The organism is Streptomyces sp. CB02056, from assembly GCF_001905545.1.
In the GTDB taxonomy this organism is placed as follows: domain Bacteria; phylum Actinomycetota; class Actinomycetes; order Streptomycetales; family Streptomycetaceae; genus Kitasatospora.
Genome location: NZ_LIPD01000007.1, coordinates 483671 through 503025 on the forward strand (window position 1 = coordinate 483671; position 19355 = coordinate 503025).

Sequence of the window (19355 nt, forward strand, 5' to 3'; positions counted from 1 at the left end):
CATGTCCCGACGTCGTTCCGCGCCCCGCGCCGCCGCGCCCCGGCTGCTGCCCTCGTCCCCCTGCCCGTGCGGCCTGCCCGCCGCCTACGGCGACTGCTGCGGCCGGCTGCACCGGGGCCAGGCGGCGGCCACCACCGCCGAGTCCCTGATGCGCTCCCGGTTCAGCGCCTTCGCCGCGCAGGACGAGGCGTACCTGCTGCGCACCTGGCACCCGGACACCCGGCCGGCCGAGGTCGACTTCGACCCGGGGCTGCGCTGGACCGGGCTGGAGGTGGTCGACACCACCGAGGGCGGCGCCTTCCACGCGCAGGGCACCGTCGCCTTCCGGGCACACTGGACGGAGGGCGGCGAGGAGGGCGTGCTCAGCGAGAACAGCCGCTTCGTGCGGCACGAGGGCGCCTGGGTGTACCTGGACGCCCTCTCGCTCGGCTGAGCCACCCGACCCGCGGCGGTTGCGGTCGGGTGGCCGCTCCGGGCCGCCGCTACAGGTAGTCGTCCAGCCGGGCCAGTGCGAAGCCCTGCGCGGTGACGTCGTTGACGACCTTGCGCAGCAGGTCCGGCATCGAGGCCTTCCAGATGTCGGTGCCCCGGAAGTGGGTCAGGATGATGTCGCCCGGGTGCAGCTTCCGGTCGTCGTAGCGCCACTCCATGTGGTCCGGGAAGGCCTCCTCGTTCCACATCGGCACCGCCTGCACCCCGCAGGAGGCCGCCGCGCGCAGGGTGTCGTCGTTGTACTCACCGTACGGCGGCCGGAACAGCCGGGGGCGGACGCCGATCTGCTTCTCCAGCTGGTCCTGCTGGGTGCAGATCTCCTCGCGCTGGGTGTCGTAGTCCAGCACCTTCAGGTTGCGGTGGTTGATCGTGTGGTTGTTGATCTCCACGCCCTGGGCGTGCAGGTCGCGGAAGTAGCCGTAGTTCTCGCGGGCGAGGTAGTCGGAGACGTAGGTGCTGAGCGGGATGCCCAGGTCCGCGGCCATCCGGGAGAACTCGGGGTCCTTCTCGTCACCGTCGTCGACGGTCAGGAAGACCACCTTGTCGTCGGTCGGCACCCGGAAGACGACGGGCGGGCGGCCGTCCGCGAGCTTGACGCCCTGCACCGGGGTGAGCTCGGGCTTGGTCGCCGGACGCGGCGGAGCCTTCAGCGGCGGACGCTCCAGGCCCCAGTGCTGGGCGGCCGCCTCCTGACGGGCCACGGCCTCGGCGCTGTTCGCCTCCTCCGCCAGGGGCGGGGCGCCGGCGTGGTCGGCGTCCGGGGCGGCGGGCGCCGTGTTCGCCTCGGGGGCCGGGGCGGCCTTCGGCCCGGCGGGAGCGGCCGGAGCGGCGCAGCCGGCGAGGACGGCGGAGAGGCAGACGGCGGCCAGCAGGCCGGTCCGTACACCGCCCCGGTGGTGCTGGCTTCCCCTCAAACCCCCATTATTACGACAAACTGATGGTCTGTTCATGGGTGCACTGCTCCCCTGCCGTGCACCACCGCCAATCCCCGCGTCACCCGTGCGAGGCAACGACGCACCGGGTCCTTGCCGTTCCTTTGCCCGGGTGGCGGGGCAACCGGGTGACCGTCGGCCCGACGGCCGGGGCGGAGCGGGCCGGGTGGGGCCGCCGGGAAAACCGATTGCGGCGACGGCCCCCGAATCGGATCATGCGCGCATGACGAACACCGCGCCCCGCCGCTCCGACCTCTGGACCGTCACCACGGCCGACGTGACCGCCCCCGAGGCCCTGGACCTGCTGCGCGAGTACTACTACGACGTGGCCAACCGCTACTACCGCCTGCACTTCGACCGGGAGGGCACCCCCGAGGAGCTGGAGTCCGGCCTGGCCGACTCCCCCAGCGACGACCTCGCCGCCCCGGACGGCCTCTTCCTGATCGGCCGCCACGACGGCGCCGCCCACTCCTGCGCCGGCCTGCGGCGACTCGACGCCGCCACCGTCGAACTCACCCGGGTCTTCGTCCGCCCCGGCCTGCGCGGCACCGGCGGCGGCGCCGTGCTGCTGGCCGCCGTCGACCGGGCCGCCCGCTCCCTGGGCGCCGAGCGGATCGTCCTCGACACCCGCCTCGACCTGGTCGAGGCCCGCGCGCTCTACCTGCGCAACGGGTACCGGGAGATCCCCGCCTACAGCAGCGGGCCGTACGCCCAGGTCTGGTACGGCAAGGACCTCGCCCCCGTCGAGTAGCGGCGTCGGCCCGGAGGGAACGGACCGGGTTCACACCGCGCCGACGTGCCGGGAGGGCTCCGGTCAGTCCGCCAGGGCGGCCGTGAGTTCGGCCGCCGAGGGCGGGTTGGCGCCCGGGCGCGCGACGGTCAGCGCCGCCGCCGTCACCGACTGGGTGAGGCAGACCGCGAGATCGGCGCCGGACGCGTGGGCGTGCAGGAAGGCGGCCATGAAGGCGTCGCCGGCGCCGACCGTGTCCGCGACCGGCACCGGGAGGGCCGCGGCCTCGGCGCGGCCGCCCCCGGCGGTGCGGGCGAACGCGCCCTCGGCACCGAGGGTGACCGCGACCACGGCCGGGCCGAGGGCCAGCCAGCGCTCGGCTACCGCCTCGGGCCGCTCGCCCGGGTAGAGCCAGTCCAGGTCCTCGTCGCTGACCTTGACCAGGTCGCTCAGCGCCACCCAGCGCTCGACCCGGCGGACGGCCCCGGCCCGGTCGCCCATCAGCGCCGGGCGCACGTTCGGGTCGTAGCTGATCCGCGCGTGCCCGCGCCAGCGCTCCACCAGGGCCAGCACCGAACCCGCGCCGGGCTCGGTCACCGCCGCGATCGAACCGAGGTGGATCGCGGCGGGCGGCTCGGCGAGTTCGGTGGGCGGGAGCGTCCAGTGGATGTCGAAGGTGTAGCGGGCCCGCCCCTGCCCGTCCAGCTCCACCACCGCCGAGGGCGTCCGGGCGACCTCGGCGGCCTGGACCCGCACCCCCGCCGACTCCAGGTGCCGCCGGATCAGCCGGCCGTTGGCGTCCGGCCCCAGTTCGGTGAGCAGGGTGGCCGGTCGGCCCAGCCGGGCGAGGCCGTACGCGACGTTCGCGGGGCTGCCGCCGGGGTGCACCCGGTCCGGGACGTCACTCGTTCGGACGATGTCGGCGACGCACTCGCCGATCACCAGAACGGGCGAGGCTGGGCTGGTCACGGCGGCTCCTGGCATCCGGTACGCGGGCGTCGTCTCGACCGCCAAGCCTACGGGGTGCCTCCGGGCGCACGGCGCCCGGGCAGGAAAGTACGGCCGCCGGACCTGGCCAGGTTTTCCGACGGCCGTGGCTCGTCCGTCAGGGGACGATGCACTCCTGACGTTAGACCGCGTACAGGCGCCGCGCCATCACCGTGGGCCGTCCGGGGGACACGGTGTGTCGCCGGACCGAGCTCCGCCGTCGCACCACGCCGCGCCGTCGGACCGCACCGATCGCGCCCGCGCCGGCCCGACGGTCCACTAGCATCCGTGGGCCAGGCTCTCCCCGTCCCGGGGGCTCCGCCTCCGCTCCCGCTCGTGAAGTGCGGTGATCACCCTTGTCCAGGCCCCTCGGCCTCCTCAGGCCCTTCAGGCTTCTCAGGCCCCGCGCCCGTCTCGTCCCGTCACTCGCGCTCAGCGCGGTGCTGCTGTCCGCGAGCGTGCCGACGGCCGGCGCCGCCGACGGGCTGGGCGATCCGGTCTTCCCCTCGCTCGGGAACACCGGGTACCGGGTGCTCGGGTACGACCTGGCCTTCGACTACCGGGACGGGCACCGGACGGTGGACGGCACGGCCGTGCTCACCGTCCGGCCCGACCGCACGCTCGCCCGGCTGGACCTGGACGCGCTCGGCCTGGCCGTGCGCGCCGTCCGGGTCGACGGGCGGCCGGCGGGCTTCGCCGCCCACGACGAGAAGCTGACGGTCACTCCGGCCAGGCCGTTCCGCCCGGGCGCCGTCGCCCGGCTGACCGTCGAGTACACCGCCGACCCGCGCGCCGCGCTGCCGCACACCGGCTGGGTCCCCACCCCGGACGGCTTCGCGGTGGCCGGCCAGCCGAACAGCGCGCACACCGTCTTCCCGTGCAACGACCACCCCAGCGACAAGGCCCGGTTCACCATCTCGGTGACCGCCCCGGACGCTCTCCGCGGCGTCGCCAACGGCGAGCTGACGGCCACCGAACGGCGCGGCGACGGCCGCACCACCCGCCGGTACGTGTCCCGCGAGCCGATGGCCACGGAGCTGGTCCAGGTCTCGGTCGGCGACTACACCGTGCGCGAGCGCACCGGCCCGCACGGCCTGCCGCTGCGCGACGTCGTGCCGACCGCGCGCGCCGCCGAACTGGAACCCGCGCTCGCCCTCACCCCCGGCCAGCTCGCCTGGGCCGAAGCGCACCTGGGGCCCTTCCCGTTCGAGACGTACGGGCTCCTGCCGGCCAACACGGACGATCCGGCCGCGTTCGCCTTCACCGGCCTGGAGACCCAGACGCTCACCCTCTACAAGCCGAACTTCCTGCGGCAGGCGGAGCCGGCGATCGGCTCGCACATGATGCACGAGCTGGTCCATTCCTGGTTCGGCAACAGCGTCTCCCCCGCCAGGTGGTCCGACCTCTGGCTCAACGAGGGCCACGCCGACTTCTACGGACTGCTGTACCGCTACGAGCGCGGATGGCCGGACGCCTGGGGCCACACCACGCTGACCGACCGGATGCGCTACCTCTACGGGCTGGGCGACCAGTGGCGGCACGACTCCGGGCCGGTCGCCTCCCCCACCGCCGCCGACCTCTTCGACAGCCAGCGGTACACGGGCGGCGCGCTGGTGCTGTTCGCGCTCCGGGAGAAGGTCGGGGCGGCCGCCTTCGACCGGATCGAGCGGGCGTTCCTGCGCACCTACCGGTCCGGGAACGCGACCACCGAGGACTACGTGCGGACGGCCTCGGCGGTGTCCGGCCAGGACCTGCGGGGCTTCCTCGACGACTGGCTGTACGGGCTGCGGACGCCGCCGATGCCCGGTCACCCGGACTGGGTGGTGGGCCCGGTGGGCCTGGCGGGGGCGGCTCCGGGGGCTCCCGGGGCACCGGTTCCCGGGGCGTCGCTCTGGGAGGGTGGGGCCGCGGAGGCGGGCGGGCCCGCGGTGGCGCGGGGCTCCGGAACGCTCTGACGGCGCGGCTGGGACTGCTGGTGCACGCCCGGCGCGCCGCCGTGCGTCCGGTCGCGGCTCGCACGCCCCTGACCGGCAGGGGCGGGTGGGGCCATGGTGGTTCCCACGGCCCGCCCGCCGCCCGGCAGAGTCCCGGTCGGCTCGCGGGCCGTCCAGGGTTACGCTGCCGGCATGTCCGATCAGGGAAGCTACCGCCGCGAATCCGCCCGTGTCCTGTTGATCGACGAGCTGGACCGCCTGCTCCTGCTGAAGTTCCATGTCGACCCGGACGCTCCCGAGAGCGGTCACGGATGGTGCACGCCCGGCGGTGGTGTCGAGGACGGGGAGACCCTGGCAGAGGCGGCAGCCCGCGAGCTTCGCGAGGAGACCGGCCTGTCCGTGGAGCCGGAGGCCTTGCGGTCAGCCGTCGCGGAGACCTCCGGATACGCGGATGTCGGCTGGGCCGAAGGGATCTTCCGGGACGTCTTCTTCCGGCTTCGCGTCACGGGCCACCAGGTCGACGTCAGCGGCCAGGAGGCGAACGAGCGCACGTACCACGCCGGCCATCGCTGGTGGTCCGTCACCGACCTCGCGGCCACCGGCGAGACGGTCTACCCGCTCGGCCTGGCCGGGTTGGCGGCCGAGCTGGTGGCCGGGCGTGTCCCCACTGATCCGGTTCAGCTGCCCTGGCATCACTGAGGACCGCCGCTCGGGCACGCTGCGCCGTAACCCTTCCGGCGCAGCGTCGTTGGACCGGCCATGAAGAAGCGCAGCATGCTTGCCGTCGCCTCGATCGCCGTCGGTGTCGTGGCCTCCCTCACCGCGCCGAGCGCGCACGCCAGTGCCGTGGGCGGGCAGGAGGGACTGCCCGGGCCGCTGAGCAGCGCTCCGGACCTGGTGCCCGGGCAGGTCGGTGACGCGGGCGGCGTCCTCGGGGATGCCACGGGCTACGTGACCGGGTCGGCGAACGGCCTGGTGGCGGCCACTCCGGCGTAGTCCCCGCCCATGGCTCAGGACATCGGGGCTCCGAGGTCCTGGGTCCAGTAGGGGGTGCCGGCCGCGTTGGTGGCGAAGCCGACGCCGATGTCCTTGAATCCGCAGTCGAGCATGTTGGACTGGTGGATCCCGCCGTCCATCCAGCGGGCGAAGACGGCGGCCGGGGTGGTCGGGCCCCGGTCGAGGTTCTCGCCCCACTGGGACCAGCGGTAGCCCGCGGCGGTGATCCGGGCCTCGGTCCGGACGCCGTCCGGGTTGACGTGGTCGAAGAAGCCGCGGGTGGCCATGTCGTCCGCGTGCTTCTGGGCCGATCCGTGCAGCCGGGGGTCGATCCGCAGCGGGGCGCAGCCGACCCTGGCGCGTTCGGCGTTGACCAGGTCCACCAGCTGGCGCTCCGGGTTGGGCTGCGGTGTCGCGGTGGCGGTGCGGGTCGCGGTCGGTGTGGCCGTCGCCGTGGGCGTCGGGCTCTCCGCGGGCAGCGGGGTCGGCACCGGTGTCGGGGCGGTGGCGGCGGGTGCGGCGGCGGCCGTCGGGACGTCCTGGGCCGCGGCCGGGGCGGTGGGCTCGGGTGCCGTCGGCTGCGGCGGCTCGCCGGCCTGCGGCCAGACCAGGGCGAGGGTGGTCACGGCGACCGCCGCGGCCGCGCCGCTCACCAGGACGGCCTTGCGGGCCGCGGTGCCGGCCCAGCCGCCGTGCCCTCCCGCCGCCGCGTGCGCGCCGGTACCGGTAGAGGCCCCGGCTCCCGCGCCCGAGCCCGCTCCGGTGGCGGCCGAGGAGGCGACGGCGGCCGCCGTGTGCTGGAAGTGGAGCAGCACGGGCGAGCCGAGCGGGATCGGCACCAGGGCGAGGCCCGCCAGCAGCCCTTCGGCCGGGAACAGGTCCCGGCCGAGGCCGCCGCAGTCCGCGCAGTCCCGGATGTGACGGGCGATGCGCTTGCGCCAGACCGAGTTCGGGGTGCCGTCGAAGCCCGCGGTGAGCTCGGTCAGTCCGGGGCAGCGGGGGTAGGCGCAGAGCGCGCGGACGACGATGCGGCCCGCTTCGAGCTGCTTCTTCATCCGCTGCACGCGCACGGCGGTGTGCTGCGGGCTCAGGTCGAGCGCCTCGGCGAGTTCGGCGCGGGTCAGATCGCCGGCGGCCTCCAGCCACCAGAGGGCGAGCAGCTCGCGGTCGTCGGGGTCCAGCCAGCGGGTGGCCTCGGCCACCTCGCGGCGCTGGCCGGACAGGCCGAGGCGCAGGATGGTGAGGTCGGTGAAGTCGGCCCGGGGGTCGGCGACCTCCCAGGTCTCGTCCAGGCCGCCGACGGTCGGCTGCTGCTGACCGGCGGCGTGCCGACGGCGCACCTGGTTCATGGTGATGGCGACCAGCCAGGACCGGAAGGACTCCGGGTCGCGGAGCCCGTCCAGGCCGTCCAGGGCCCGGATCATGGTCTCCTGCGCGACGTCGTCCACGTCGGCGTGGCCGCCGAGGGCGCGGCCGGCCACGTTGTAGACGAGCGGCAGCCAGGCGGCGACCAGCGCCTCCCGGGCCTGCCGGTCACCTGCCTGCGCCGCGAGCACCAGGGTGGTCCCGGTCCTGTTCTGCACCTCAGCGTTCATGGTCCGCACTCCGTGTTGCCGTGTATCCGTCCGCCGCTGCCTCCTCGGAGACCCGTGGGGAGTGATCAGATAACAACAATGTGCACGGAATCGGAAAATCGGCCCGGATCGGCGGGCCCGGTCTGAGGGTCAGACCGGGCCTGGGCAGGAGCGGAAGCCGGGACGATCAGGCGTGAGCCACGGTCGGAGCGGGGCCGAACGGAGGCCGGACCAGGGGCGGTTCAGGGGCGGTTCAGGGGCGGTTCACGCCGGGGAGGCGAACACCTGGGTCCACCACGGGCCGTTGTTACCGGTCCGCACGCCCACGCCGAGCTGCTTGAACGCGCAGTTCAGGATGTTGGCCCGGTGGCCGGGGCTGTTCATCCAGGAGTCCATCACGGCGGCCGGGTCCTTCTGGCCGCGGGCGATGTTCTCGCCCCAGGTGCTCCAGCTGTACCCGGCGGCCTCGATCCGGTAGTCGGCGTGCTTGCCCTCAGGGCTGGCGTGGTCGAAGTAGTTGCGGTCGGCCATGTCGTCACTGTGCGACTGGGCCGCACTCGTCAGCCGGGGCTCGGCGCTGACCGGCCCGCAGCCGGCCTTGCCGCGCTCGACGTTGACCAGGTCGACGACCTGCTGGGCGTACGACGGGGCCGCGCCTCCGCCGGCCGGGACGCCCCCTCCCCCAGGCATGCCCCCGCTCCCCGGGAAGCTGCCGCCCCCCGGCATCCCAGGGATGCCCCGCTTGGCGGTGCCCTGGCCGGCGGTGGAGGCACCGGCGGCGGTCGGGGTCGCCTTGACGGCGGAGGCCGTGGGAGTGGGGACGGCCGTCGGGGAGGCGGCGGCCGAAGCCGTCGGGGAGGCCGGAGCGGTCGGCGTGGCGGAGGCGCCCTGGGTGGCCGCCGGGTCGGCGGCGGTGGGGGTGGCCGGTAGCGGAACGTCCGGGTTCGTCCCCCCGGCGCCGGGCACCTGGATGCCGTCGTGCGTGCCCAGCTCCGCCGAGATCAGCATGTCGGCGGCCAGCGACTGGCCCGCCATGTCGCGGTCGGTCTGCTTGCCGCCGTACGCCGCGTAGCCCGCGCCGGCCAGCGCGGCGAACAGCCCCGTCCCGGCCACGGCGACGACGACCGCGGTCACCGGCACGATCCCGCCGCCCCGCCGCGCCCGGCGGCCCCGGCCGGCGTGCCGCTCGGCAGCCCGCCGCGCCGCCCGGCCACCGGAGCGGCCGCGGGCCCCATGCCCGCTGTCGCTGCCGGCGCCGCCCCCGCTCGCCGGGAGGATGGTCGTCCTGTCGTCGCTGTTCACGTGGCCACGCTTTCTGTTCCGGGTCGACTGGTCGGGTGTCGACACATGGGAGACCTCCCGGCGGGGCGCCGATAACAGAAATTCCGAACGAATGTCCGGGGGCCAGGCCGCGGTCTCAGCCGGCCGGTGCCTCCGGAGCCATGTCGTAGGTGATGAACCTGGTCTGATTGGCGACCTTGTCATATTTTCCACGGGCCCGGTAATTGTCTTCAGAGGTGATCCAGCGGACGGTGTTCCACCCGCGTTCCGCCGCGATTTCCCGCAGCCGGCCCAACAACGCGTCCACCGCCCCGCCGCCGCGGACCTCCGGCGCCACGAACAGATCGTCCAGGAAGCACCCGACCGCCCCGTGCAACGGCCGCGAGAACGGCCGGTAGTGCGCCAGCCCGACCGGCCGCCCCTCCCCGTCCCGGACCAGCAGCCCCGCCACCTCGTGCCCCGGATCCATCACCCAGGACCACACCAGCTCGGCCTTCTCCTCCGGAATCGGCACCCGGTAGAACTCGCAGTACCCACGGAAGAGTTCACGCCAGGCCGGGTAGTCACCGGCCTCGGGCACGCCGACGCTCCAACGGGCCGTGGAGGTGTCGTTCATCTCGGTCTCCATCACTCAGGGGGCGGTACGAGCCACCCAGCATGACGCCCCGTCGCCCCGCCGCGGATCACCGCCCCGGCCAAGAGCACGTACCCGCTACGCCACTCCGGCGCCTTGCCTCCCCGGCCAGGACCCCCGGACGCAGCACCACCCCGATCAGCCCAACCCGCCCGGGGCGGGGGCAGGGGCGGCCTCGGACACCGGCCCGCCGGGCGCGCGAGCGGGTGGACACGGGGGCCGGGCCGGGCCCGGCTGGGCGACGGCTGCGCGGGTGCTCGGGTGCGGGGGTGGGGGTGGGGGCGGATGCTGAGGGGGGTGGAGGTGGTGGTGTGGCGGGGTTGTCGAGCTTGGCGTCGGTGTCGCGGGAGGTGGCGGCGGAGGCGGGGCGGCGGGCGAAGACGGGGTTGTTGGCCGGGTGTCTGCGGGGGCTGGGGCCGCTGGAGGGGGCGGCGGCGGTGGCGTTGCTGTCCGGGGAGTCGCAGCGGTTGCGGACCGGGATCGGGCCGGCGGCCTTGCGGGGTTTGCCCGGGCCCGCGGTGGAGGCCTCGCTCGGGGTGCGGGAGGTGGAACGGGAGCTGGAGCGGATCGCGGGGGTGCACGGGGCCGGGGCGCAGGCGGAGCGGCGGCGGCTGCTGCACGGGCTGTTCGCGCGGGCGACGGCGGAGGAGCAGGGGTTCCTGCGGGCGGTGCTGGTCGGGGACCTGCGGCAGGGGGCGCTGGACTCGGTGGTCGGGGACGCGGTGGCGCGGGCGGCGGGGGTGCCGTCGGCGGCGGTGCGGCGGGCGCTGATGTTCCGGGGGTCGGCGCGCGCGGTGGCGGAGGCGGCGCTGACCGGCGGGGAGGCGGCGCTGGCGGCGTTCCGGCTGGAGGTGGGGCGGGCGGTGCGGCCGATGCTGGCCGCCTCGGCGCCGGACGTGGCGACGGCGCTGGAGCGCACCGGTCCGGCCGCGCTGGAGTGGAAGCTGGACGGCATCCGGGTGCAGGTGCACCGGGAGGGCGGGGAGGTCGCGGTGTTCACCCGCGGCCTGGAGGACATCGCCGCCCGCGTCCCCGAGGTGGTCGAGGCCGCGCTGGCGCTGCCGCTGCGTTCGGCGGTGCTGGACGGCGAGGCGATCGCGCTCGGTCCGGACGGCCGGCCGCGCCCGTTCCAGGAGACCGCCGCGCGCACCGCCTCCCGGCGGGACCCGGACCGGCTGCGCGCCGAGGTCCCGCTCGACGCCTACTTCTTCGACCTGCTGCACCGGGACGGCGAGGACCTGGTGGACCGTCCCGGCCGGGAGCGCTGGGCGGCGCTGGCCGGGGCGGTGCCGGACGGCCTGCGGGTGGCCCGCACCGAGACCGGGGACCGCGACCGGGCGCTGGCCTTCTTCCGCGACACGCTGGCGCTCGGGCACGAGGGCGTGCTGGTGAAGGACCCGTCGGCCCCGTACGCGGCCGGGCGGCGCGGCGCGGGCTGGATCAAGGTGAAGCCCCGGCACACCCTGGACCTGGTGGTGCTGGCCGCCGAGTGGGGCAGCGGGCGGCGGCGCGGCTTCCTCAGCAACCTGCACCTGGGCGCCCGGGCGGCGGGCGAGCCGGGGCTGGGCCCGTGGGTGATGCTCGGCAAGACCTTCAAGGGCCTGACCGACGAGACGCTCGCCCGGCAGACCGTCGAACTGCTGGCCCGGGAGACCGGACGGGACGCCTGGACGGTGCGGGTCCGGCCGGAACTGGTCGTCGAGATCGCCTTCGACGGGGTGCAGCGCAGCTCCCGCTATCCGGCCGGGCTCGCCCTGCGCTTCGCCCGGGTGGTGCGCTACCGGCCGGACAAGGACGCAGCCGAGGCGGACACCGTCGCGACCGTGCGGGAGATCGCCGCCGCCGAGGGGCTCTGAGCCGGGAGCGGGCGGCTACGGGCAGCGCCCGGAGGCTGTGAACCACCGTACGGTACAGGCTTGTTGGGGTGATTCCGGTTCAAACCTCCGGCGCCGCTCCGGCGGTTCCGACGGGAGCCGAATCGGCCATTCTCGGCGATCCCGCCACCGCGCCCTCCGTGGACGGAGTAGCGGCGGTTAGGTTGGCAATGACAACGAGAGGCGGCCGCCGGGCAGCCGGCGGCGCACTGGCGAGAGGTGCCCGACCATGCGGGTGAGTGTCGACCGGGACCGCTGTTGCAGCTCCGGGATGTGCGTCACGAACGTTCCCGAGGTCTTCGACCAGGACGACGACGACAGTCTGGTGAGGCTCCGTCAGACCGCCTTCAGGCCGGACCAGTTCGAGGATCTCAGACTGGCCGCCCAGCTCTGCCCGGGCGGCGCCATCACCGTGGTCGAGGACGGGCCGGCGGAGGCCGGGGCCGCCTCGGTCGACGGCTGACCGTACGCCGGTCCGGGCCGGCCGCGGACCGGAACCGCACCCGGGACCGGCGGACGTCCGGCAACCCCACCCCCCACCGGAGAACCATCGCGACGCAAGGAGACCCCGCCTTGACGAGCACACCCACCGTGCCCGCCGTCCCACTGCCGGCCCGGCACTCCGCCGGCTGCCCGTTCGGCCCGCCGCCCGCCTACACCGAGGCCGCCGCCACCGCGAACCTGAGCCGCGCCGAGCTGCCCGGGGGCGAGTCCTGCTGGCTGGCCACCGGCTACGCCGAGGTCCGCGCCATCCTGTCCGACCGCCGGTTCAGCGCGGACCTGCGCCACCCGACCTTCCCGCTGCTGATCGCCGGCAGCCGGGAACGGATCGGCGAGAACCCGAACTTCCTGAACCTCGACGACCCCGAGCACGCCCGGCTGCGCCGGATGGTCACCGGGGACTTCCTGGTCAAACGGGTCGAGGCGATGCGCCCGGACATCCAGCGGATCGTGGACGAGGCGCTGGACGGGATGACCGCGGGCCGCACCGAGGCCGACCTGGTCGCCGACTTCGCGCTGCCCGTCCCCTCGCTGGTGATCTGCCTACTGCTCGGAGTCCCCTACGAGGACCACGAGTTCTTCCAGGGCATCAGCCGGACGCTGCTCAGCAACACCAGGCCGTTCGAGGAGCTCCTGGCGGCCCGGGACGAGATGCTGGAGTACCTGGAGGCGCTGACGGCCCGCAAGCGGGAGGAGCCGCGGGACGACATCCTCAGCCGGCTCGCCGTCCGCGACGACCTCACCCCGCGCGAGGTCGCCAGCACCGGCTTCCTGCTGCTGGTCGCCGGGCACGAGACGACCGCGAACATGATCTCGCTCTCCACCGCCCTGCTGCTGGACCGGCCCGAGCAGATCGCCAGGCTGGCCGACCCGGCCGCGGTGCCCGGCGCGGTGGAGGAGCTGCTGCGCCTCCTCACCATCATCCACACCGGGGTGCTCCGGGTGGCGCTGGAGGACGTGGAGCTGGGCGGTACGACCGTCCGGGCCGGGGAGGGCGTGGTCGCGATGCTCTCCACCGCCAACCGGGACGAGGCGGTGTTCGGCGGCGCCGACCGGCTGCCGGCCGACGAACTGGACCTGGACCGGGACGCCCGGCGGCACATGGCCTTCGGCTTCGGCGTGCACCAGTGCCTCGGCCAGCCGCTGGCCCGCGCCGAGCTCCAGATCGCGCTGGCCACGCTGTTCCGGCGGCTGCCCGGGCTGCGGCTGACCGTCCCGCGCGACGAGCTGGCGTTCCGCACCGACGCGTTCATCTACGGCATGCGGTCGCTGCCCGTCGCCTGGTGACGCCCGGGGGTCTCCTGACGCCCGGGTGGGGTCCGCGGGGCGCTTCCCGGGTCACCCGGCTGGCCCTCGCGCCGGGGCGGAGGCAGGCTGGAGGGGCGAAGAGCCACCACCGGTCCCGCCGCGCCTCCGGCCCGGGCGCGCCAGGACCGGCCGAGGAGACGGAGCCCGCGATGACCGACATGAGTGACCGGTCCAAGGTGAGTACCGAGGACGACGAGGACATCCGCGCCGCGGACCCCGAGGAGGGCGTCCCCTCGATGCAGAACCTGCACGCACAGGACACCTCCCAGGCGGAGGGCGCCCCCATGCTGGACGAGCCCGGCCAGCCCGGCTGACCGTCCGCCGTACCGACTCGACCGCCCGGTGCCGCCGGGCGGTCGCCGCGACCGCAGGTGTCGCTGCTCCGGCGGCGGGCCACCCGCGGGGGAGGATAGGCGCATGACCGAACACGACCAAGGAAACCGCCAGGCCCAGCCGCCCGCGGACCCGCGCACGTCGTGGGCGACCTGGACCACCCAATCGATCATCAGCGGCCCCGGCGGGGTGACCACCACCGAGATCGGCCCGATCTCCGGCGACCTCACCGTGCACACCACCTGGGTGGACGGCGAGGCGAGGCTGACCATCCAGTACACCGGCGCGCTGGACTGGTACACGGTCACCGGCAGCCCGGTGCCGGCGCAGGACGAGACCACCGCTCGGGCGATCCACCAGGCGATGGTGAACGGCGTCAAGGCCGGCCGGGGCGCAGGTGCCCCGGCGCCGCCGAAACCCTAGGAACACCAGGAACCCCAGGCCCTTCGACGCCCGGGGTTCCAGAGCCTCCGGCGACAGGCGCGCCCGGGACCGTCACCGGTCCCGGGCGCGCCTGTCACTCCTCCCCCGGTGGCCGCGGGGCCGTCTCCCCCTTCGGCGGCGGCGCGGCCGCGGCCCAGTAGGCGCCGTCCGCCGGGCGGCGCCCGCGCAGGTCCTCGCGCACCTCGCCGGCCAGCCGGCGGGTGTCGCGGCGGTTCATGGTGGCGCCTATGCCGGCCCCGACCAGCAGCGGCGTCACCGCCGGCAGGTGGCGCAGCGAGCTGCGGGTCAGCCGGCGGCGGACCTGCTGGCGCACCTCGGAGCCGATCGCCAGCGCGGCGAAGCCGGCCGGGCGCACCAGCAGGCCCGCGTCGATCCCGCGGCGGTTGGCCCAGGCACCGAGGTAGGCACCGGCCCGCTGGGTGGCGGCGCCCTGCGCCGGGGTGCCGTAGACCTCGTGCAGCTCGGCGATCAGCTTGATCTCCACGGCCGCGACCGCGAGCGTCTCGGCCGCGATCTCCAGCGGCATCGCGGGCGGCACCGGCAGCATCGCCGCCGCGCCGACGCCCGCGCCGAGCGCGCCGGAGGCCCGGACGGCGCCGGTGACCAGCAGGTCGGCCAGCTGCTCCGGGAAGGCCGCGTCGGGGTGCTGCGCCCGCAGGGTGGCGAGGTCGCGCACCGGGATCCGCGGCGCGGTCCGCACCAGCTGGTCGGTCAGCGCCTTGCCGCCGAACGCGGCGCCCTTGGCCGCTCCCCTCGCCGCCCCCTTGGCGGCGACCCGGCCGCCGCGGCCGAGCAGCCGGGCGGTGTGCAGGACCACGGCCCGGCCGCGGCCGCGCTGCCTCGCCGCGTACGCGGCGACCGGGCCCCGGCCGACGGGCTGCTCGGACTCCTCGACCAGTTCGGCGAGCCGCTCGCCCAGGTCGGGCTCTGCCACATCGGGCCCGCTCGGGTCCGGCTCGGCCGGGTCGGATCCGGGACGCGGCCGGAAGCGGTCCGGTCTGCGGAAGACTGCCATGGGCTCCGGTACCCCTTTCGCGAGGACGGCACGGCCCGGGGCCGCCTACTCGGCGACCACCACCCCGCGCCAGAAGGCCACCCGGCCGCGCACGTGCTCGGCCTCGGGCTTCGGGTCGGTGTAGTACCAGACGGCGTCCGGGTTGGTCCGCCCGTCCACCTCCAGGCTGTAGTAGCCGGCGGTGCCCTTCCAACCGCACACCGTGGTGGTCTCCGAGGGGCGCAGGTACTCGGTGCGCACCGCCTCGGCCGGGAAGTAGTGGTTGCCCTCGACGACGACGGTGTCGTCGCTCTCGGCGATGACGACGCCCTGCCAACTCGCTGTGGTCATACCGCGATTGTGCCCGACGGACGGAATCCGCGCCGGGGTTCCGAGTGCCCGCCCAGGGTTCCGGGCGGTCAGGGCAGCGGGTGGGCGTGCACCGGCAGGTGCGGGCTCTGGTGGCCGCCGCTGGCGAGGATCCGGACCTCGCCGGCGTCGCTGATCTCCGCCCGGACGATGCCGCTCTCGTCCTCGTACACCGGGTGGCCGCCCGGACCGGTCGCGTCGGTGCGGGTGACCACCACGACGTCCTGCGGGGCCTGGGTGCCCGGGGTGCCGGGGAAGGTGAGGGCGTAACGCTCGGCGTGGCTCATCACAGCTACTCCTGCCTACCCGGCGGCCTCGGCCGGCACGGCGGCCCGGGCGTGCGGGCCGCGGACCTCCAGCTCGGCGAGCAGCCGGGCGGTGGCCTCCGCGACGGCGTCCACCGCCTGGTCGAAGGCCTCCCGGTTGTGCGCCGCGGGGGCGCGGAACCCGGACACCTTGCGGACGTACTGGAGGGCTGCGGCGTGGAAGTCCTCCTCGTCGGCGTCGGGCGTGACGGGAGGTCGCAGCGTCTTGATGTTGCGGCACATGCTCCCAGTCTCGCGCGCGGGAGCCGCGTCGGCGACCCCCTTTCGTCAGCCGGCGACGCCCTTTCGTCACACGCACCTCACGGCGCCGTCATCCGGCCGGATTAGGATTCCGGACGAACGAATTCATCCCGCCGTCCTTCCCGCCTTCATCCCGCCGCGCGCTTCCCCGGTCCGTCGGCATCACTCCGGAGTCACCCCCTTGCCTCTCGCGCTGCTCGCGCTGGCCGTCACCGCGTTCGCCATCGGAACCACCGAATTCGCCGCCATGGGGCTGCTCCCCCAGGTCGCGGACAGTCTCCACGTCTCCATCCCGCAGGCGGGCTGGCTGATCTCCGCGTACGCGCTGGGGGTGGTGGTCGGCGCGCCGCTGCTGACCGCGCTGGCCGCCGGACGGCCGCGCAAGGCGGTGCTGGTGGCGCTGGCCGCACTGTTCGCGACCGGCAACCTGCTGTGCGCGGTGGCCCCGGACTTCTGGACGCTGGCCGCCGCCCGGCTGATCACCGGGCTGCCGCACGGCGCCTTCTTCGGAGCGGGCGCGGTGGCGGCGGCCGAGCTGGTCGCGCCGGACCGGCGGGCCCGGGCGGTGGCCGTGATGTTCTCCGGACTGACCGTCGCCAACATCGTCGGCGTCCCGGCCGCCACCCTGCTCGGCCAGCACCTGGGCTGGCGGGCGACCATGCTGGTGGTCGTGCTGATCGCGGCCGCCGGAACGGTCGCCATCGCCCGGCTGGTGCCCGCGCTCCCCTCCTCCGGCCAGTCCGGGCTCCGGCACGAGCTGCGAGCCTTCCGCAGCGGCCAGCTCTGGCTGGCGCTGGCCACCGTGGTGTTCGGCTGCGGCGGCTTCTTCGCCTGCTACAGCTACATCGCCCCGCTGCTCACCGAGGTCTCCGGGTACGCGACCGGCTCGGTGACCCTGGTGCTGGCGCTGTTCGGGGTCGGCATGACGATCGGCAACGTGCTGGGCGGCTTCGCCGCCGACCGGGCGCTGCGCCCCACCGTCTGCGCGGCCTTCGTGCTGCTCTCCGCCACCCTGGCGCTGTTCGCGCTGACCGCGCACGCCCGCTGGTCGGCGGCCGTCACGGTGGTGCTGATCGGGCTGTTCGGCTTCGCGATCGTGCCGGCCGTGCAGACCCTGGTGCTCCAGAAGGCGCGCAGCGCGCCGACCCTCGCCTCGGCGACCGTCCAGGGCGCCTTCAACCTGGCCAACGCCCAGGGCGCGTACTTCGGCGGGCTGGCGCTGGACGCCGGGCTCGGCTGGACCGCGCCGACGCTGGTCGGCGCGGTCCTGGCGGCCGCGGGCGCGGTGGTCGCGGTGCTCGCCTGGGCGGCCGACCGCCGCCGGCCCGCCCCGGTGGCGACGGAACCGGCGGCCGCGGCAGCGATGACCACGGCCTAACCAGGAAGCCGCTAGATCTCCCGGTGGGCGTCGGCGAGCAGCTGGTAGCCGGCGCCGTTGGCCTTGATGCCGGTCTTCTCGTCCTCGGTCAGCTCGCGGCGGACCTTGGCCGGGACGCCGGCGACCAGCGAGCCGGGCGGGACGACCATGCCCTGCGGCACCACCGCGCCGGCCGCGACCAGCGAGCCGGTGCCGATCCGGGCGCCGTTGAGCACGGTGGCGTTCATGCCCACCAGGACGTCGTCCTCGACCGTGCAGCCGTGCAGCACGGCGTTGTGGCCGACCGAGATCCGCTCGCCGACCACCAGCGGGAAGCCGGGGTCGGCGTGCAGGGTGCAGTTGTCCTGGATGTTGCTGCCCGCGCCGACGCTGATCGACTCGGCGTCGCCGCGCAGCACCGCGCCGTACCAGACGCTCGCGCCGGCGGCGACGGTCACGTCCCCGACCACGACGGCGTTCGGCGCCACGAAGGCGCCCGGGTCGACGGCGGGCACCCGGCCCCCGACTGCGGCGATCAGCGGCTCTGCCATGGGTCGTCCTCCTGTGACGGTCGGCGGTTCTGTCGCCGGTCAGCGTAGGGGGTCGGTCACGGTGCCATGCGGGCGAGGTCGGGTGCCGCGGCCGCCGCCTGGGCGCCGCACAGGGCGGTCGTGGTCACCTTGCGCCAGGCGGTGTTGGCGGCGTCCGGGTCCGGGGCGTCGTAGAAGGTGGTGTCGGCGGCGAACGAGCGGCTGCCGTCCGGGGCGGCGAGCATCATCGTGCTGTAGCCGGGGATGCCGCCGGCGTGGCCCCAGAACGGGCCGCAGGGGGTGTCCAGGCGCTGGAGGCCGAGGCCGTACGTCCGGCCCTCGCCGTGGTCGGTGGTCCGCTTCATCGCGGCGAGTTCGGCCGGGCGCAGCAGGCGGCCGCCGAGCAGGGCGTCGAGGAAGGCGGTCAGGTCGGTGGTGGTGGAGATGCCGCCGCCGGCGGAGCCGGCCATGGACGGGTTGAGCACGGTGACGTCGGCCGGACCGGTGTCCGTCCTGACGTAGCCGTGGGCGTGCGGGCCGGGGATGAACGGGAGGTCGCCGGGCATCCAGGTGCCGGTGAGCCGCAGCGGGCGGATGATCCGGCGGGTGACCTCGTCGTTCCAGCTGTGGCCGGTGAGCTTCTCGATGATCATCCCGACCAGGATGTAGTTGGTGTTGGAGTACTGCCATCCCTCGCCGGGGGCGAAGTCCGGCGGGTAGGTGTTCGCGAGGTCCACCAGGTCCCGCAGCCGGTAGGACTTGTAGCGGCGGTCGGCCAGCCAGTCCCGGTCGACCTCGAAGGCCCGGTCCCGGGTGTAGTCGGCGACGCCGCTGGTGTGGTCGAGCAGCTGCCGGACGGTGATCGCGGTGCTGTTCGGGACGATGCCCGGCAGCAGGCACTCCAGGCGGTCGTCGAGGTCCAGCCGGTGCTCGCCGACGAGTTGGAGCAGGGTGGTGGCGACGAAGGTCTTGGTGGCGCTGCCGATCCGGAACGCGCCCTCCGGGTCGGCGGGTTCGCCGGTGCCGAGTTCGGCGACGCCGGTGGCGTTGCGCCAGACCAGTCGGCCGTTCTCGCGGACGGCGGCGAGGGCGGAGGTCGAGTAGCCGGGGTCGGTCATCCCGGCGAGGGCGGCGTCGGCGGCCGTCCAGTCGCCGCGCCGTTCGGCGGCGCCGTCGGTGCCCGTGCCATCGCCGGGCGTGCCGCCGGTGACCGAGAGGTGCACGGCGCCGTGGCAGCCGGGGGCCGGCGGCCGGCCGGCGGGCCCGGCGACGGCGGTCGGGGCGAGGGTGGTGAGCAGTCCCGCGCCCACGGCGGCGGCGACGGCGACGCGCAGGGCGGTCCGGCGGCGGGCGGGGGCGGTCGGGTCGGCGGTCATGCCGTCCTCCCTGGTCCGGGGTCGGCGGAGTGGGCAACTCCGGTCGGCTGGTGCTCACCTGACACCTTGCCGGATCGGCCGGGCCGGATCGTCCGCCTGGGGAGGGGGTCCCGCCCCCGAGGGATCCCGGAGCCGGACCCCGA

Annotated in this window: 22 protein-coding genes; 11 read left to right on the forward strand and 11 right to left on the reverse strand. The window is 75.1% G+C overall.

Annotated features, from left to right (window positions below; translation table 11 throughout):
- Position 1 precedes the first annotated feature (1 nt).
- Entirely contained in the window at positions 2 to 433 is a 432-nt protein-coding gene (locus AMK13_RS20995; RefSeq protein WP_049657121.1) for a YchJ family protein, read from the forward strand.
- A 49-nt stretch (positions 434 to 482) separates the two neighbouring features.
- On the opposite strand, the gene AMK13_RS21000 is transcribed toward AMK13_RS20995, so the two are convergent.
- Positions 483 to 1406, reverse strand: a complete 924-nt coding sequence (locus AMK13_RS21000; RefSeq protein ID WP_241852975.1) for a polysaccharide deacetylase family protein — start codon at positions 1404 to 1406, stop codon at positions 483 to 485.
- Positions 1407 to 1647: 241 nt separating this feature from the next.
- Here AMK13_RS21000 and AMK13_RS21005 point away from each other — a divergent pair, with 241 nt between their 5' ends.
- Complete coding sequence (locus tag AMK13_RS21005) at positions 1648 to 2175, forward strand: GNAT family N-acetyltransferase (protein ID WP_079272324.1); 528 nt, start codon at positions 1648 to 1650, stop codon at positions 2173 to 2175.
- Between the two features lie 63 nt (positions 2176 to 2238).
- Here AMK13_RS21005 and AMK13_RS21010 read toward each other — a convergent pair whose 3' ends face one another.
- Positions 2239 to 3123, reverse strand: coding sequence for a carbohydrate kinase family protein (locus AMK13_RS21010; RefSeq protein WP_241852976.1), 885 nt, complete (start codon positions 3121 to 3123; stop codon positions 2239 to 2241).
- A 458-nt stretch (positions 3124 to 3581) separates the two neighbouring features.
- Here AMK13_RS21010 and AMK13_RS21015 point away from each other — a divergent pair, with 458 nt between their 5' ends.
- The 3 genes from AMK13_RS21015 (at position 3582) to AMK13_RS21025 (ending at position 6071) form a co-directional block, all read left to right on the forward strand.
- Positions 3582 to 5096 carry a M1 family metallopeptidase gene (locus tag AMK13_RS21015; protein WP_074003620.1) on the forward strand — a complete coding sequence of 505 codons (1515 nt, stop codon included), beginning with the start codon at positions 3582 to 3584 and terminating at the stop codon, positions 5094 to 5096.
- A gap of 171 nt (positions 5097 to 5267) precedes the next feature.
- The gene (locus AMK13_RS21020) at positions 5268 to 5774 is read left to right on the forward strand and encodes an NUDIX hydrolase (RefSeq protein WP_074003825.1); all 507 of its coding nucleotides are present in this window, start codon (positions 5268 to 5270) and stop codon (positions 5772 to 5774) included.
- A gap of 60 nt (positions 5775 to 5834) precedes the next feature.
- Positions 5835 to 6071 carry a hypothetical protein gene (locus AMK13_RS21025; RefSeq protein WP_049659354.1) on the forward strand — a complete coding sequence of 79 codons (237 nt, stop codon included), beginning with the start codon at positions 5835 to 5837 and terminating at the stop codon, positions 6069 to 6071.
- A gap of 14 nt (positions 6072 to 6085) precedes the next feature.
- Here the strand turns inward: AMK13_RS21025 and AMK13_RS21030 are convergent, their stop codons facing one another.
- From AMK13_RS21030 to AMK13_RS21040, 3 genes are all read right to left on the reverse strand, one after another.
- Complete coding sequence (locus AMK13_RS21030) at positions 6086 to 7666, reverse strand: sigma-70 family RNA polymerase sigma factor (RefSeq protein WP_074003621.1); 1581 nt, start codon at positions 7664 to 7666, stop codon at positions 6086 to 6088.
- A 243-nt stretch (positions 7667 to 7909) separates the two neighbouring features.
- Positions 7910 to 8947, reverse strand: coding sequence for a CAP domain-containing protein (locus tag AMK13_RS21035; RefSeq protein ID WP_241852977.1), 1038 nt, complete (start codon positions 8945 to 8947; stop codon positions 7910 to 7912).
- A 115-nt stretch (positions 8948 to 9062) separates the two neighbouring features.
- Entirely contained in the window at positions 9063 to 9542 is a 480-nt protein-coding gene (locus AMK13_RS21040; protein WP_049661127.1) for a GNAT family N-acetyltransferase, read from the reverse strand.
- Positions 9543 to 9871: 329 nt separating this feature from the next.
- Here AMK13_RS21040 and AMK13_RS21045 point away from each other — a divergent pair, with 329 nt between their 5' ends.
- The 5 genes from AMK13_RS21045 to AMK13_RS21060 all read left to right on the forward strand — a co-directional run bounded on the left by AMK13_RS21045 (position 9872) and on the right by AMK13_RS21060 (position 13999).
- Positions 9872 to 11416: an ATP-dependent DNA ligase gene (locus AMK13_RS21045; protein WP_241852978.1), complete on the forward strand. Its 1545-nt coding sequence runs from the start codon at positions 9872 to 9874 to the stop codon at positions 11414 to 11416.
- A gap of 247 nt (positions 11417 to 11663) precedes the next feature.
- The gene (locus AMK13_RS21050) at positions 11664 to 11897 is read left to right on the forward strand and encodes a ferredoxin (RefSeq protein WP_074003623.1); all 234 of its coding nucleotides are present in this window, start codon (positions 11664 to 11666) and stop codon (positions 11895 to 11897) included.
- A gap of 110 nt (positions 11898 to 12007) precedes the next feature.
- Entirely contained in the window at positions 12008 to 13222 is a 1215-nt protein-coding gene (locus AMK13_RS21055; RefSeq protein ID WP_074003624.1) for a cytochrome P450, read from the forward strand.
- Positions 13223 to 13392: 170 nt separating this feature from the next.
- Complete coding sequence (locus AMK13_RS43625; RefSeq protein WP_158077733.1) at positions 13393 to 13557, forward strand: hypothetical protein; 165 nt, start codon at positions 13393 to 13395, stop codon at positions 13555 to 13557.
- Between the two features lie 103 nt (positions 13558 to 13660).
- Complete coding sequence (locus tag AMK13_RS21060) at positions 13661 to 13999, forward strand: hypothetical protein (protein ID WP_074003625.1); 339 nt, start codon at positions 13661 to 13663, stop codon at positions 13997 to 13999.
- Between the two features lie 94 nt (positions 14000 to 14093).
- Here the strand turns inward: AMK13_RS21060 and AMK13_RS21065 are convergent, their stop codons facing one another.
- From AMK13_RS21065 to AMK13_RS21080, 4 genes are all read right to left on the reverse strand, one after another.
- Positions 14094 to 14954: a hypothetical protein gene (locus AMK13_RS21065; protein ID WP_198959399.1), complete on the reverse strand. Its 861-nt coding sequence runs from the start codon at positions 14952 to 14954 to the stop codon at positions 14094 to 14096.
- Positions 14955 to 15080: 126 nt separating this feature from the next.
- On the reverse strand, positions 15081 to 15365 hold the full coding sequence (locus AMK13_RS21070) for a DUF427 domain-containing protein (RefSeq protein WP_049659097.1): 285 nt from the start codon (positions 15363 to 15365) through the stop codon (positions 15081 to 15083).
- Positions 15366 to 15433: 68 nt separating this feature from the next.
- The gene (locus AMK13_RS21075; protein ID WP_049659098.1) at positions 15434 to 15670 is read right to left on the reverse strand and encodes a DUF6296 family protein; all 237 of its coding nucleotides are present in this window, start codon (positions 15668 to 15670) and stop codon (positions 15434 to 15436) included.
- 15 nt (positions 15671 to 15685) lie between these two features.
- On the reverse strand, positions 15686 to 15931 hold the full coding sequence (locus AMK13_RS21080) for a DUF2277 domain-containing protein (RefSeq protein WP_074003627.1): 246 nt from the start codon (positions 15929 to 15931) through the stop codon (positions 15686 to 15688).
- Between the two features lie 199 nt (positions 15932 to 16130).
- Here AMK13_RS21080 and AMK13_RS21085 point away from each other — a divergent pair, with 199 nt between their 5' ends.
- The gene (locus AMK13_RS21085; RefSeq protein WP_049659100.1) at positions 16131 to 17327 is read left to right on the forward strand and encodes an MFS transporter; all 1197 of its coding nucleotides are present in this window, start codon (positions 16131 to 16133) and stop codon (positions 17325 to 17327) included.
- 11 nt (positions 17328 to 17338) lie between these two features.
- Here AMK13_RS21085 and AMK13_RS21090 read toward each other — a convergent pair whose 3' ends face one another.
- Both AMK13_RS21090 and AMK13_RS21095 read right to left on the reverse strand, forming a co-directional pair.
- A complete protein-coding gene (locus AMK13_RS21090) occupies positions 17339 to 17857 on the reverse strand; it encodes a gamma carbonic anhydrase family protein (protein WP_049659101.1) in 519 nt (172 codons plus the stop codon).
- Between the two features lie 56 nt (positions 17858 to 17913).
- Positions 17914 to 19212 (reverse strand): serine hydrolase domain-containing protein, encoded by a 1299-nt coding sequence (locus tag AMK13_RS21095; protein ID WP_074003628.1) that lies wholly within the window; start codon positions 19210 to 19212, stop codon positions 17914 to 17916.
- Positions 19213 to 19355 lie beyond the last annotated feature (143 nt).